Below are 14,469 nucleotides of genomic sequence, written 5' to 3'. Positions count from 1 at the left end.
AATGTCCCCGTGATTGTCTTATGATAATTTGGGCGCGTCGTCGGGCGGGCGGCTCGCGGAGCGGGGCGCATGACAGGTGCGCGCAGGGTCCGCCTGTCATGCGCAAGCGCCGGTCGGAAGGGGAAGGGGTGGCTCGATGCTCGGTCCGATGATCGTGTGCTACCTGTTCCTGGGCGGTACGGGTGCGGGTGCGTGCCTGGTGCTCGCGGTGCTGGGCCTGCTGGCTCCGCGCGAGCGCGTGGCGGTCGCGATCGACGGGGCGCGAGGGAGCGTTTCGCGCCGGTCCTCTCCGCGCGTGGTGCTGCGCGTTCCCGAGCCGTACCGCAAGCTGCTGGCTCCCGGCTACGCGGCGGCTTTGGTGACGCTTGCGCTGGGCATGGTCTTCCTGCTGGCCGACGTGGGGCGCGCCGACCGGGTCCTGCTGTTGCTCGCGAATCCCACGCTGTCGTTCGTGGCGGTGGGCGCTTGGTCGCTCGCCGCATGCGCAGTGCTCGCCGCGCTCGCAGCGCTTGCGTGGGGCGGATTCGCGCGCCGTGCGAGCTTGCGGGCGGTGCGCGTGCTTGCGGTGGCGCTTGCGGTGGCGGCCCTCGTGGTCATGGCGTACACGGGGTTGCTCCTGCAGAGCTTGAGCGCGGTGCCCCTGTGGGCCTCGCCCTGGCTGCCGGTGCTGTTCGTGCTGTCGTCGCTCTCATGCGGCGCGGCGCTCGTGCTTGCCGTAGCGCAGTTCACGGGCGCGGCGCGCACGTTCGCCACGGCGCTCGGCCGCTTGGCGGCGGCCGACGCGGTTGTCATCGTGCTGGAGGCGGTAGTCGCGGCCGTGTTCGTTGGCTTGGCGCTCGCCGGCATCGGCGGCGACTTCGTGGCGGGACGCACGGCCGAGGCGCTGGCGGTATCGGCCGAGGCGCTGGTGGCCGGCGAGGCGGCATGGTTGTTCTGGGGCGGGTTCGTGCTGGTGGGGCTTGCCGTTCCGCTCGTGCTCGACGCGGTTCTGGCGCGCCCGCGCAGCGTTTGTCCGCCGCTCGCCATCGCAGCGGCGGCGTGCATTCTGGTAGGCGGGTTCGCCATGCGGTTCTGCGTGGTGGAGGCGGGCATGCATCCGCTGCTCGCGATGACGGTAGGGTAGAGAAGGGTTTGAGGCTCATGTTCCCGTTCGAAGTGGATACCGCGACCGACGTGCCCCTTTGGGTGCAGCTGCGGCAACGGCTGATCTACCTGATAAACTCCGGCTACTTCAAGCCGGGCGACCAGCTGCCCACGGTGCGCGGTTTGGCTTCGGAGATATCCATCAATTACAACACGGTGAACAAAGCGTACCTGAGCTTGGTGACGGACGGATACTTGGAGTCGACGCGCGGCCGCGGCGTGTTCGTGCGCGATCTTGACGCCGACGTGGGTGAGGAGCACGCGCAGGAGATCGACGGCATCCTCGACGATTGCGTGGCGTCGTGCCGCGACCTGGGCCTCACGCTCGACGACATCCAGAGCTGCATGACGCGCAAGATCAAGCAGCTGAAGCGCGACGCCGGCGAAGGTTCGGCAGCCGACGGCGAAGCGGGCGGCAGGGGCCGCATAGTGGAGATAGACGTGAGCCCAAAGGGCCGCGCGAAGCAGACGGGAGCGTGATTTCCGTGGGTAGAAGATTCGACGCGCAGGACGTTTCGTCGAACGCGGCGGCGTTCGGCCGCGCCGAGGCGGTGGCGCCCGTGCGCAGGCGCAAGGCCTTCCAGGTGGTGCCCGACGCGAACACGGAGATCGTGGGCGAACGCGCCTCGAACGCCGGCGTGCTGCTGTTCTCGGCGGTCGTGTTCGTCGTGTCGTTCTGCGTGGTGCTCGCCGTCGCGGGCGTGCTGGCCGGGGGCGTCGGCGTGGCGGGCATCGTCTGCGCGCTCGTCTTGGCGGTGCTGGCCACCATGTCGGTGCACATCGCGCAGCAGTGGGAGAAGGTGGTCGTGCTGCGTCTGGGCAGGTTCAACCGCGTGTCGGGGCCGGGCCTGTTCTGGACGCTTCCCGTCATCGAGCAGAACACCATGCGCGTGGACGGCCGTGTGCGCGTGACCACGTTCGGCGCCGAGGAAACGCTCACGGCCGACCTCGTTCCGCTCGACGTGAACGCCGTGCTGTTCTGGCACGTGTGGGACGCGAAGGCCGCCTGCACCGAGGTGGGCGACTTCACGCGCGCCGTGGAGCTGGCCGCGCAGACTGCCCTGCGCGACGCCATCGGCCGCGCCGGTGCCGCCGAGGTGGCCATTCGTCGCGAGCAGCTCGATCGCGAGCTCAAGCGCGCGCTGGAGGAGAAGGTGGCGCCCTGGGGCATCACCGTGCTGTCGGTGGAGGTGCGCGACATCCTGCTGCCGAAGGAGCTGCAGGAGGTCATGTCCTTGGAGGCGCAGGCCGAGCAGCGCAAGAAGGCCCGCATCATCCTCATGGAGGCCGAGCAGGACATCTGCGAGATGATGGACGACATGGGCGACACCTACGCCAAAAACGACGCCGCCCTGCGCCTGCGCGCCATGCACCTGCTGTACGAGAGCGTCCGCGAGACGGGCGGCACCGTCGTGGTGCCCTCGAGCTTCAGCGAAGGCTTCGGCGACGTTCTGGGCGACCATGCGAAGGACGTGCTGGGCGGCGCGGCGGGGAAGTAGCGGGGCGGCGTGAAGCTGCGGGGAGTTTCGACGTTGTGGCGATCGTTTCTCCGATCATTTAATAAAGTTTTTTCGGGCGTTGTCCCGGTATCGGCTAAACGCACGCGATGTAAAACAGCAGAAAGCCACCACGGGCATGCACCGATTAAAGGCCGTTTTTCGTGCTGGAACCACAGCTACCTTTTCAAAGGTTCCCTATGTGGAATATTTAATTTCCAATCTATAGAAACTAAATATTCCGCACTTGGCACAACTGAAGAAGCGGTGCCCAGTGGGTTCTGGAAAACGTCGCAAATGACAAGTTGCAATATTTAAGCGTTGCGGTTTACTGTGCTTCCAAATGCGAAAGGTGCCGCAAAGCGACAAACGTCTGCGGTTGAATAATCCGCGACAAGGCGTCGTTTCCGAAAACTCAGCACGCTTTTCTCCATGAATCGCCGTTCGACATGTTCGACGGTTTCGTATGCTTTTCGCAACGATGTTTCACGTGAAACATTTGTTCGTAAATCAAATGAAAAGGGGTATGCGATAGGGGATTGATTCCCCCGATGATCGTAAAATTATAACTTGAACGATCACTCAAATATTTTCCGATTGTATACCTGACCTGCGGAATCAATAAGTTGCATCAACCAGTATTATGTTGAAAATAGAATAATGACAATCGAAAATTATCATATGACAATCCTTGATTGTCATATGATAATTTCGTATAGTACAGGAAGAAGAATTTGGCCAATTCTCACGAGGGATAGAAAGGCATTCTCGTACGAGTCGTGCCGCAGGGGGAATCGATCGCAGGGGGAGTGCGCTTGACTGCGCAACGGCCGTCCAGACGAGGTTCCAACTTCGCAGGCACGATGCGAAATGCCCTGATACCATCTTAGGAGGAGACATGTCAGAAGCGATCGGTTCGCAAAGCGGACTTACGCGAAGGAGCTTTATCAAGGCCGCCGGCGTTGCTGCGGGAGCGCTTGGCCTTGTGGGGGCTGCCGGCATGACGACGGCTGACGGGTGGCTTGCACCGACGGAGGCGCATGCAGCACCCGAGGAACATTGCGGTTACACCTTTCACTATCGCCATTGCCAGTGCAACTGCCATTTGAAGTGCACGGTGCGCGACGGACGCATGGTTTTGGTCGAGCCGAACGATTGGCCGGACAAGCGTAACGAGACCATCTGCCTGAAGGGTATTTCCGAAATACAACATACTTACAGCGAAGAGCGCTTGCAGGTTCCCCTCAAACGCGTAGGTGAGCGCGGGACGGGCGAATTCGTTGAAATCACCTGGGACGAAGCTCTCGACACTATCGCCGACAAGGTGAAAGAGACGCAGGAAAAGTACGGTGTTGGGGCTATAGCCATCCAGACGGCCGTCGACTCGCTCACCACGTTTCTTCCCCAGCTGCTCAAGGGACAGGAAAAGCCCCACCGTGGCATCGACATAGGTATGGGCAACGGTTTTTCGCCAGCGCTTGCCGAGTCGGGCCAACAGGGTGCCTCGTCGAACGAGGTTACCGACTGGAAGAACGCCAAAACCATCCTGAACGTTGGCTGCAACATGTTGGAGACGTGCATGGTGACCGCGCAGTATTTCTTTGAGGCGAAGGAGGCGGGGGCCGAGATCATCACGCTCGACCCCAATTTCTGCATCACCGCCGAGAAGAGCTCGCGATGGATTCCCATGGTTGCGGGCACCGATCCGGCGCTTTACCTCGGTATGATATCGCTCATTTTGGATAACGGGTGGTACAACGCTCCGTATTTGAAGGCCAATACGAGCATGCCCTTCCTGGTCAAGCGCTCGGACGGGTCTCTCTTGCGAAAAGGTCCCGTCGACGACGTCAAGCAGGCGGGATCCGACAATCCTTTCATGGTGTGGGACGAGAGCGCTGGTGCTTTGGCCGCGTACAATGAGGCTGACGTAGATCCAGTCCTCAATTTCGAGACTTCTATCGACGGCGAGGAATACGCTACCGTGTTCAAGCTGCTCAGAGAGAACCAGAGCCAGTACCCATCCTCCTGGGCCGCCGAGACCACCGGCATCGACGAGAGCGTTCTCATCGAGATCACCGACAAATACGCAAACAACGGGCCCTCGATCCTGTCGTTCGGGTTTGGCGGCGGCGAGAAATTCTACAATGCCGATGTTGCCGGCCATGCAGCGGTTCTTCTCGCCACGCTGGTCGGCTCTTTTGGAACCGACATCCCCGGTTGGGGAGCGGGCGCATACGTGAATGCGTATCAGAAAATATTCGGGGCGGGCAAGCTGGCCTCTTGGCCCTTGCCTTCCGAATGCAAAACAGCGCCGGCGCCCAAGGCGAGCGTCGACTATCGCGACGAGGAAAGCGGCATACGTTTCATGTGGGTTCAAAACGGCGCCTTCCAGCAAATCGCAGGCAATCAAAACCGCACGAACGAGTGGGCGAAGAGCCTCGATTTCGTAGTGGTTCAGGATATCTGGCATACGCCTTCGGTGGATTGGGCCGATATCGTTCTGCCCGTGTGCTCTCATTTCGAAGTCGATGAGGAAGTCGGCTTTCTCCGAGCTCTGCGAGGGCACGTTCTCCTGCAGCAAAAGGTGCTGGACCCTCTCTTTGAGAGCAAGACGGACTTCTGGATCGATCGCGAAATGGCCAAGCGTTTAGGGTATGGCGATGCGCTACCAAAGAGCCAAGAGGAGCTTGCGCGCTTCCAGTTGGACAAAGCGACTGACAAGGCGATCGTCGGCATCACCCTCGACGACTTGCTTGCCAACAACGGAGTGGTTGCTCTCAAGAACCAGCCGGATATCGCGCGCAGCTACAGCGGGCAAACATACAAGACAACGTCAGGAAAGATCGACTTGTATTACGAGAATCTGGTGAGCTACGGACAGGCGCTGCCCCAGTACGAAGCACCTAACGAAGCATACGAGGACAACCCTCTGCGAGACGAATACCCTCTTATCATGACGCAGCGAAGGTCAAAGTATTTCATTCACCAAAACTTTATGGACGCCACGTGGTTGCGCCAGCATTACGAGCCGACACTGGAAATGAACCCCTCTGATATGGCTGCTCGTGGCTTGGCGTCCGGCGATGTGATCGAGGCGTTCAACGATCGAGGCTCGTTCCGATGCGCATGCGTTGCCACTGAAGCGGTTCGTCCTGGGACGGCTGCCGTCGTCGAGGGCATTTGGGACAAGTACATGGATGCCGGAAACGTGCAAAACGTCACCAACGATGCCGTGAATCCTCGTGGAAAAGCGCTTGCCAAGGGAAGAGTCACTCCCTTCAATGACACGCTTATCGAAGTGAAGAAAGCGTAGGTGGTTCAAATGACTCGATTGGCCATAGCCATCAACCTTGATCGTTGCACGGGCTGCAATACGTGCGCCATGGCGTGCAAAATGCAGAACAACGTGCCCATGGGCATGGCGTGGAACCGCGTGCTCAACGAGGATTGCGAGTTCGAGGTCGGCGTGAGGGGCGTCTATCCCAACGTCTCTCGCTCGCATTTGCCCGTGGCTTGCCAGCACTGCGAGAATCCCGCCTGTATGCGCGTGTGCCCCACGGGCGCCACGTACAAGGACGAAAAAGGGCGCGTGGAGATCGATTACGACAAGTGCATCGGCTGCCGCATGTGCATGGCGGCGTGCCCGTACAATGCCCGTGTTTTCAATTGGAACGAGCCGGTACGCGATCCCGATTTCAATTATGGGGACAAGGACGTGCCCGTGCGCCCGAAGGGCGTGGCGGAGAAATGCACGTTGTGCAAAGAGCGCACCGATCGCGGCGACGAGCCCATGTGCGTAAGATGCTGTCTTTCCAAAGCGCGCGTTTTCGGCGATCTTGACGATCCTGAGAGCGAGATATCGACCGTGCTCCGCGAGCGCAATGCCGGCGTTCTTCTTGAAGAGCAGGGTACGCGTCCGCAAGTTCACTATTTCAACTAAGAAGGGGGTGCGAATCATGGGAACCTCAACGAAATTCAAAGTGGTTGCCGGCGTGCTCGGCGCGCTGACGGTGGCCGGCATCGCCGCCTGGATCTACCAACTGATGAACGGTTTGGGTGTCACCGGTATGAACAACGGCACGTCGTGGGGCCTGTACATCACCTGTTTCATGTTCTTTGTTGGCCTCTCGGCCGGTGGCTTGATCGTGGCCTCCTCTGCCAGCGTGTTCCATGTGGCCGAGTACAAGAAGGTGGCGCTTCCCGCCGTCATCCTGTCCACGGTGTGCATCTGCTGTGCCGGTATGTTCGTGCTCATCGACCTTGGCGGCATCGGGCGCGTTTGGCGCATCGTTACGGGGCCGAACCCCACGTCGCCGCTGTTCTGGGATATTTGCGTCATCACGTTGTACCTGGTCATCAACGTCGTGTACCTGTACTTCATGAAGTCGAAGAAGCCGGGTGCGCAGAACAAGGTGGCTATCGTGTCACGTTTCGCATTGCCCGTGGCGATCCTCGTGCATTCCGTGACCGCATGGATCTTCGGTCTGGAAATGGCGAAGGAGGGCTGGTACTCGGCCATCATGGCACCGCTGTTCGTGGTGTCTGCCATGGACTCCGGTCTGGCGTTGCTGCTGCTGTCGCTCATGGGCCTCAACAAGTCCGGCGCGTTCAAGGTGGAGAAGAAGCTCATTTCCAACCTGGCTGGTTTGTTGGCCGCGTGCATCGCCGTCGACGGGTTCTTCGTGGGCTGCGAAGCGCTGACCATGGCGTACCCGGGCGCTGCCGGCGCCGAGACGCTCGCCATCATGGCGACGGGCGTCACGGCCCCGTTCTTCTGGTTCGAAATCATCGTGGGAGTGCTCATCCCATTCTGCATTCTCGTGTTCGCGAGGAATCGTGCGCGTATGGGTTTGGTGGCTGCGGCGAGCGTCTGCGTGGTGATGGGCGTGTTCTTCAAACGCGTGTGGCTTCTGCTGACCTCGTTCGTCGTTCCCAATGTGGCGGGGGCTCCCGGCATCATGTCGGGATCGTCCTCTGCTGCTCATGCTGGGGGCGTGGACGTATGGGCTATCACGAGCTCGTATGTCCCCACTTGGGTGGAGATAACGGTTGCGGCTGGCGTGGTCTCGCTTGGTGTCCTGGCCTTCATGCTGCTGTCAAAGAAACTGCTTTCGAAAGCTCCGCAACCGGTTTCGGCTGGAGAGACGGCGGAGGGCGGGATAGCCGCAAAAGCCGTTTAAACCGGGGATTCGCGATACGGAGTCCGTATGCCTGGCGTTTGGGCTCCGTGCCTCCCTCATACTGTCGCGTCCTGCCTTTCGGTGTCGTACCGCTTGCGGGTCGCGCTCCCTTCCTCACCCGTGCCCTGCCGCTCCCGCTGGTGGATGCGGGTATCCTTGCAAGCAACGCTCGGCGCCTTAAGCGCCCTGATCGAAGGAGTCCATTATGTCGGCAGACATCCCTTGGAGTGCGCTTTCCGAAGTCTACGGGTTCGTGGGGAACTCGTTATTGAAGCCCATGACGCAAACGCTGTCGGTCGGTCTCGACTATGCGTTTTGGGAGTCGTTCCCCGATTTCGGTGACGAGGCTATCCGGGCGTGCATCGACGCCTGCGGTCGATATGCGGAAGCGGCGGCAACCCGGCCGCGTGACGAGGCGGTCCAGCAGGTAGCCGTTGAATACACGCGCCTGTTCGTGGGCCCTCCGTCGCCCGCTGCGCCCCCGTGGGAAACCATGCACCGCGGCGAGGGCGTTACCGTGGGCTTCGGCCAGGCCACGTTCGAGATGCGCGAGCTTTTGCGCGAGGCCGGGCTGGAGTTGCGCAACGAGAATCGCCAGTACGAGGATCATATGGGAATCGAGTTGCTGTACCTGTCGGAGTGCTGTCGCCGATTCGCCGCCGGTGAAGCAGCGGACGAGGCCGCTCTCGACTCGTTTATCGAACGACATCCCCTATCGTGGATCGCATCGTTGCGTGGCCGCGTGATTGAAGCGTTTCCCGACGGATACTTCACCAGGTTGCTCGCGCTTGCTCAGAGCGTTCTCGAATTTCAAGCGGCCCGGCTCTCCCGCTAGCTCCTGCGTGCTGTCGAGCGGTGCTCGAACGTCGTTGCCGAACGTTTCGTCAGCTCCCGTTTAAACCCGGCCGTGCCTGGCCAAATACGTTGCGGCGCGCAGCTCGGCGTTCGCGCGTAGGTCGTAATAGTAGAACGCGTAGTCCTGGGCGTGGTACACGCCTCGGGGGAATACCCCGTTCGCGGAGCTGTGCTCGTCGGGGTCCACCGTGGAGCAGATCACCGCGCCGCGTGCGCGGTCGACGGTGGCGTCCGCCAAGGGTCCTACGTCCACGCCGCCGATGCGGGCGCCCTTGCTTGCGCTGGCGGGAGCCGTCTCGCTCGTGCGCGTCCAGGTGATGGGGTTGATGTTCAGCGCTCCGGGCTCGGTCACGGGGTTCGTGCCTTCGATTTCGGGAGCCTCGGTGTTGTACGAGATCACCACGCCGGTGTCGTCGGGGCCCTCGGCGAACTTGAAGGCGTTCGAGCCGGTCAGGTATCCTGTGTTTTTCATAACCCCGTACCCGATCAAATAGGCGGCCACCATGCGCTCTTTGAGCTCCGGATGCTCGTTCATGTAACCGGTCAGCACGTATTCGAGCAGGTTCGACCCCTGCGAATGTCCGGCCAAGATGAACGGACGTCCCTCGTTGCAGTGCTCGAAATAGTAGTCCAAGGCCGCAAACGCGTCGAGCAGCGGCGCCCCGGACATCAGCTTCATCTGGTTGATCTTCGATTCGCCCAGATAATATGCTGCGTCGATCTGCCGGTAGTACGGCGCGAACACGTTGCCCGCCGTCTCGAACGCCGTGGCCTGCTCCTCGAACACCGCCGGCGCCGTTTCCCGCATGATCTCGTTGTCGATGGCGCACAGGTTCGACTCGTCGTCGCTCACCTTGTACCAAGAGGTGGGGTAGAAGTAGAACACGTCCACGGGCAGCGGCGTCTCGCTCGGCCGCGACACCCAGTACGCGGGATCGGCGTAGTCCACGGGTTGGTCCCTGATGTGGGCCGAGAGGTCGTCTGGGTCGTAAACGGAGGTGAAGAGGGCCTTGTTTGTGGAATATCCGCCCCGTCCGTCCGAGCAGCCGGCAAGCGCCGTTCCTGCGAACGTCAGGCAAAGGGCGAGCAGCGCGGCCATCAGGTTTCGAGGGCGCTGCGTTAGGCGGAGCGGGGCGGGCGGGTGCTTCATCTCGGACCCTCCTTGCATATGGGGAGCGCGACGGGCGTTGCCTCATTGTACGGCATCGCGAGCCCTGCCTGCGACGGCGAGCGCGAAAGCGGTGCCTTTGCGCGTCGTGCCGGCAGCGATGCGCGGAATCGGCGGGTGGCCGGGATCGCGCCGCGTGGCCGATCCGCCCCGTCCCTTCGCGGGTCCAGCGAATCGCGGCAGTTGAGCGCCGCGATTCGCGCGTCGCCTAGAACAAGAACGCGCCGTCCACGGTCATCGATATGCAGTTGCCGTTCGCCTCGCAGATCAGGCGCACGTTCGCTGTGGTGGGCGCGCCGTCGCCCCCGGTGACGGTGACGTCGTTGACGTACTCGTAGCCGCCGCCTTCCTGAGGCGTCACGGTGGCGGTGGACGTGTCGACGCTTTGGAACGTGTAGAACGTGTTGTTCTCGAACAGCGAGGGCATCTCGGCCTCGAGCGCCGCAACGGCCTGCTTCTGCGCCTCGGCGGCCTCGTCCTTCTTCGGCTCCTCCTGCTTGGCGTTCTCGGTCTTGGCCGGCTCGGTTCCCTCGCTTTCGGCGCCCTGTCGCTCGGGCTGCACCGCCGGCAGCGTGAGGTCCCACGTGCCCTCGGTGGCGCCGTCGTTCCAGAAGAGGCGCTGCGAGGTGTACTGGTCGTCGAACGTGAGCGTGCCCGACGCCGTCTCGCCGGCGGGCACGGTGATAACGTCGCCGTCGAACGACGAGCTCACGGGCGGCATGCCGAACGACAACAGGCACTCGGTGCTCAGCGACTGGGCCAGCGTGTGGCCCTTCACGTCGATATGGGCGGTGAGCTTGCCGTCGGCGCGGTCGACGGACGTTACGGTGACCTCGTAGTCGCGCCACACGGCCGTCTCGCCTATGGCCAGGGCCTTCAGCTTCTCCGCGTCGGTGAGCGTGTACCCGTAGCCGCCGGTGGAGCCCGATGCCGAGTCGGTCGGAACGTTCGGCTCCTCGACCTGCGAGTCGCAGCCGACCAACGTCAAAGACAAGGCCACGGCACAGGCCGCGGTCGCGCAGGCGATCCATTTGTTCACAGCGTTCCCCTTCGTTATCGAAAGCGAGCGGACAGGCGGTTTGGCCCCCGTTTTTCGTTTGAGACGTATCATACCAGTTCGCAAGGTATTCGTGGGCCGATCATCGAATACGCATGCCGCATCGGCTCCGTTTTTCCGCATCGTCGGCTCGCCGCTATGGTCAACCGGCCCGGCGCCTTGCGTGTCCGAAAATGGCTAGCGCGCGTCGCTGGAGTGTGGTTTCATGGGCGCAGGGGGAAACCGTCGCTGAAAGGACGCGATCATGGATGACCGGGAAGTTGAAACGGAGGGCGGGGCGTTTCCCGCCGATGCGTTCGCGGGATCCGTGCTGCCTGACGGCGACACGTGCTGGGAGGCGCTGGGGGCGCACGACGCGCGCTTCGACGGGTTGTTCTTCGTGGGCGTGAAGTCCACGGGCGTGTACTGCCGCGCCGTGTGCCCCGCCAAGCGCCCGAAGCGCGAGAACTGCACGTTCTATCGAACCGCCGCCGAGGCCGAGGCGGCCGGATTCCGCCCCTGCCTGAAGTGCCGTCCCGAGCTGGCTCCCGGGGCTCCCATCGCGCAGGACACCGACCGGGCCGTCCAGCGCGCCGCCGAGCTCATCCGCGAGCACGCGGGCTCGTGCCGCATCGCCGACGTGGCCGCGCAGCTGGGCCTGTCCGAGCGCCAGCTGCGTCGCTTGTTCGAGCGCACGTACGGCGTCACGCCCACGGCGTACCGCACCACCTGCCGCTTGCTTCTGGCGAAGAGCCTGCTCACCGACACCGACCTTCCGGTGACGCGCGTGGCTTTCGCCTGCGGCTTCTCGTCGGTGCGCCGCTTCAACGACGCGTTCTCGCAGCGCTACCGCATGGCGCCCAGCCATTTTCGCCGGAAGGCGGCGGGGGCCGTGCGCGCGGACGCCGGACCGGTGGTGCTGCACGTGGGGTACCGCCCGCCGTACCGCTTCGACCTGCTGCTGGACTTCCTGCGCCTGCGCGCCATCGAAGGCGTCGAGGCGGTCGAGGGCGGCGCGTACCTGCGCACCGTGCGCCTCGATCGCGGCGGGCCCGGTACGGTTTCCGTGAGCGATTCCGCCGCCGCGCCCACCGCTTCCGACGCCTCCATCGGCTCCGCGGGCTTCTCGCCCGCCGCCCCGTCCGCCGGTTTCGCCGCGGGGACGTCGCCGCTCGTCGGCTGGATCAAGGTGGTCGACGAACCGGCGCGTAACCGCCTGGCGCTCACCGTGTCGCCGGAGCTGTTCGACGAGCTGCCCCTCGTGGTGGCGCGCGTGCGGCGCCTGTTCGACACCGACTGCCTTCCCGCTGCGGTGGAGGCCGGCCTCGCCGACTTCCACGCGCGCGTTCCCGTCGCGAACCGGATGCCCGGCATCCGGCTGCCGTGCTGCTTCGACGGCTTCGAGATGGCGGTGCGCGCCATCCTGGGCCAGCAGATCACCGTGAAGGCGGCCGGCACGTTGGCGGGACGGGTGGCGCGGGAGTTCGGCGCGCCGGCGGCCACGCCGCATCCGGCGCTCGACACGGCGTTCCCGCCGCCCTCCGCTTTCTGCGCCGACGACGCGACCGACCGCTTGGGCGCCTTGGGCGTCATCGGCCAGCGGGCCCGCGCCATCTGCGCGCTCGCGCAGGCCGTGTGCGCGGGCGAGGTGACGCTGCGCCCCGGCGCCGACCTCGAGGCCGAGGCGCGCGCCTTGGCCGCCATCCCCGGCATCGGCGACTGGACCGTGCAGTACCTGCTCATGCGCGCCTACGGCCACCCCGACGGCTTTCCGGCGTCCGACCTGGGCGTGAAGAGCGCCTTTCCCGACCTCAAGCCGCGCGAGCTCACGGCGCTCTCGAAGGCGTGGAGCCCCTGGCGCTCCTACGCCGTCATGTCGCTGTGGTCGGTGCCGCACGAGCCGGCCCCGCCTGCGAAGGCCCCGCCGTCCGACCGGTCCGCCGCAAACCCGTCACCCGAACGATAGGATCAACCATGGACTACCTCAGCACCCTCAATTCACCCGTCGGCCCCCTCACCGTCGCCAGCGACGGCGACGCCCTCGTGGGCCTGTGGCTCGACGGCCAGAAGTACTTCGAGGCCACGCTCGGCGAAACCGAGGAGCGCCCCGACCTGCCCGTGCTCCACGAGGCGCGCGCCTGGCTCGACCGCTACTTCGAAGGCGCCGATCCCGGCCCCATCCCGCCCGTGCGCCCGCGCGGCACGGCGTTTCGCCAGCGCGTGTGGACGATGCTCGCGGAGATCCCCTACGGCCAGCTGACCACGTACGGCGAGCTGGCGCGCCGCATCGAGGAAGAGACCGGTGCGCGCACCTCGGCCCGCGCCGTGGGCGGGGCGGTGGGGCACAACCCCATCTCCATCATCCTGCCGTGCCACCGCGTGGTGGGCTCCACCCGCAGCCTCACCGGCTACGCCGGCGGCCTGCAGAAGAAGATCGCCCTGCTGAAGCTGGAAGGCGTCGACGTCGACGCCCTGAAAGTCCCCACGAAGGGAACCGCGCTGTAGGCTAGCATAACCCCGCCCCTTGACCGAGCCGCCGAAAATGGTGACACTGGGCACCGCAGGTTTACCGGGGCTCGCAGGAAGGCGCGCATGGACATAGCGGGACTCATCGGCTCGGCGTTCGCGGACGGGCAGGTGCTCACGGTGCCGTGGGGCATCGACTACTTCTCCGTCGTCGTGGGCGTGCTCACGGGCGCGCTGTTCGCGTGCGACCGCAAGCTCGACATCATCGGCACCGTGGTGTTGGGCTTGCTCACGGGCTACGGCGGCGGCATCATCCGCGACGTGCTGCTGCAGGACAAGGGCGTGTACTTCACGTCGCATCCCGACCTCATCCTGCTGTGCATCGTGCTGTGCGCGTTCGTGTTCTACTTCCGCGGCCTGTTCAAGCACCTCGACGCCACGGTGTTCTTCGCCGACGCGCTGTCGGTGGGCCTGTTCGCGCTCGCGGGCGCCAGCAAGGCGTACGCCTGCGGCGAGGGCTTCGTGCTCACCGTCGTCCTGGGCGCCATCACGGCCGTGGGCGGCGGCGCGGTGCGCGACATCTGCGTGGGCGAGACGCCCGGCATATTCCAACAGTCGAACTTCTACGCGGTGGCGGGCCTGGGCGGCGCGCTGCTCTTCACCGTGCTCGCGTACCTGGGAAGCCCGCTCGTCGTGGCCGGCATCGCCTGCGTGCTCGCCGTGGTGCTCTTGCGCTACTGGAGCGTGTACTTCGATTGGAAGACGCGCGACGAGGCCGACCTCACCCCGCACGTCACGCGCGGCCTGGGCTCGCTCAAACGGCTCGTGTCCGGCGTGTTCCTGCACGGCGGCGATCGCATCTCGGTACGACGGCAGCGCAAGCGCTCGCGCGCGCGGAAAGGGGATCGCGAGGGCGAAGGGCGCCGATAGGGGCAGGGCCCGACGGAATGCGCGAAAGGAAGAAATCGAAGGCGAAGACCCCCGCGAGAGGGCGGGTGCAACCGGGGGAAGCGGACCTGCGTCGAAGGAAACGGATCGGCGTCGAAACCACAACCTCGTGGGTAAGTGATGAAAATCGGGGGGGGGGGGGGGCGGGTTTTTGCGGGGCAAGATGGTAGACGGTGG

General features: G+C 64.0%; 12 protein-coding genes. 10 read left to right on the top strand and 2 right to left on the bottom strand.

Annotated features, from left to right (window positions below; translation table 11 throughout):
• Positions 1 to 136 precede the first annotated feature (136 nt).
• The 7 genes from nrfD (HCH03_RS11480) (at position 137) to HCH03_RS11450 (ending at position 8,654) form a co-directional block, all read left to right on the top strand.
• On the top strand, positions 137 to 1,123 hold the full coding sequence (gene nrfD, locus HCH03_RS11480) for an NrfD/PsrC family molybdoenzyme membrane anchor subunit (protein ID WP_221689603.1): 987 nt from the start codon (positions 137 to 139) through the stop codon (positions 1,121 to 1,123).
• 17 nt (positions 1,124 to 1,140) lie between these two features.
• Positions 1,141 to 1,623, top strand: coding sequence for a GntR family transcriptional regulator (locus HCH03_RS11475; RefSeq protein WP_221689602.1), 483 nt, complete (start codon positions 1,141 to 1,143; stop codon positions 1,621 to 1,623).
• 80 nt (positions 1,624 to 1,703) lie between these two features.
• Positions 1,704 to 2,642, top strand: coding sequence for a slipin family protein (locus HCH03_RS11470; RefSeq protein WP_438821626.1), 939 nt, complete (start codon positions 1,704 to 1,706; stop codon positions 2,640 to 2,642).
• An 895-nt stretch (positions 2,643 to 3,537) separates the two neighbouring features.
• Entirely contained in the window at positions 3,538 to 5,952 is a 2,415-nt protein-coding gene (locus HCH03_RS11465; protein WP_221689601.1) for a molybdopterin-dependent oxidoreductase, read from the top strand.
• Between the two features lie 9 nt (positions 5,953 to 5,961).
• A complete protein-coding gene (locus tag HCH03_RS11460) occupies positions 5,962 to 6,579 on the top strand; it encodes a 4Fe-4S dicluster domain-containing protein (protein WP_185905628.1) in 618 nt (205 codons plus the stop codon).
• Between the two features lie 16 nt (positions 6,580 to 6,595).
• A complete protein-coding gene (gene nrfD, locus HCH03_RS11455) occupies positions 6,596 to 7,819 on the top strand; it encodes an NrfD/PsrC family molybdoenzyme membrane anchor subunit (protein WP_221689600.1) in 1,224 nt (407 codons plus the stop codon).
• Between the two features lie 205 nt (positions 7,820 to 8,024).
• Positions 8,025 to 8,654 carry a TorD/DmsD family molecular chaperone gene (locus HCH03_RS11450; RefSeq protein WP_221689599.1) on the top strand — a complete coding sequence of 210 codons (630 nt, stop codon included), beginning with the start codon at positions 8,025 to 8,027 and terminating at the stop codon, positions 8,652 to 8,654.
• 60 nt (positions 8,655 to 8,714) lie between these two features.
• On the opposite strand, the gene HCH03_RS11445 is transcribed toward HCH03_RS11450, so the two are convergent.
• On the bottom strand, positions 8,715 to 9,824 hold the full coding sequence (locus tag HCH03_RS11445) for a DUF3089 domain-containing protein (RefSeq protein ID WP_221689598.1): 1,110 nt from the start codon (positions 9,822 to 9,824) through the stop codon (positions 8,715 to 8,717).
• A gap of 226 nt (positions 9,825 to 10,050) precedes the next feature.
• The gene (locus HCH03_RS11440) at positions 10,051 to 10,881 is read right to left on the bottom strand and encodes a hypothetical protein (RefSeq protein WP_221689597.1); all 831 of its coding nucleotides are present in this window, start codon (positions 10,879 to 10,881) and stop codon (positions 10,051 to 10,053) included.
• Positions 10,882 to 11,143: 262 nt separating this feature from the next.
• Here HCH03_RS11440 and HCH03_RS11435 point away from each other — a divergent pair, with 262 nt between their 5' ends.
• The 3 genes from HCH03_RS11435 to HCH03_RS11425 all read left to right on the top strand — a co-directional run bounded on the left by HCH03_RS11435 (position 11,144) and on the right by HCH03_RS11425 (position 14,274).
• A complete protein-coding gene (locus HCH03_RS11435; RefSeq protein WP_221689596.1) occupies positions 11,144 to 12,844 on the top strand; it encodes a DNA-3-methyladenine glycosylase 2 family protein in 1,701 nt (566 codons plus the stop codon).
• Positions 12,845 to 12,852: 8 nt separating this feature from the next.
• Positions 12,853 to 13,383, top strand: a complete 531-nt coding sequence (locus HCH03_RS11430; protein WP_221689595.1) for a methylated-DNA--[protein]-cysteine S-methyltransferase — start codon at positions 12,853 to 12,855, stop codon at positions 13,381 to 13,383.
• Between the two features lie 87 nt (positions 13,384 to 13,470).
• On the top strand, positions 13,471 to 14,274 hold the full coding sequence (locus HCH03_RS11425; RefSeq protein ID WP_221689594.1) for a trimeric intracellular cation channel family protein: 804 nt from the start codon (positions 13,471 to 13,473) through the stop codon (positions 14,272 to 14,274).
• The last annotated feature ends 195 nt before the right edge of the window (positions 14,275 to 14,469 follow it).

The organism is Gordonibacter massiliensis (ex Traore et al. 2017), assembly GCF_019731765.1.
Taxonomy (GTDB): Bacteria; Actinomycetota; Coriobacteriia; order Coriobacteriales; family Eggerthellaceae; genus Gordonibacter; species Gordonibacter massiliensis.
The sequence above is the reverse complement of the archived record's forward strand: the minus strand, read 5'-3'. Positions and strand labels throughout refer to the sequence as shown.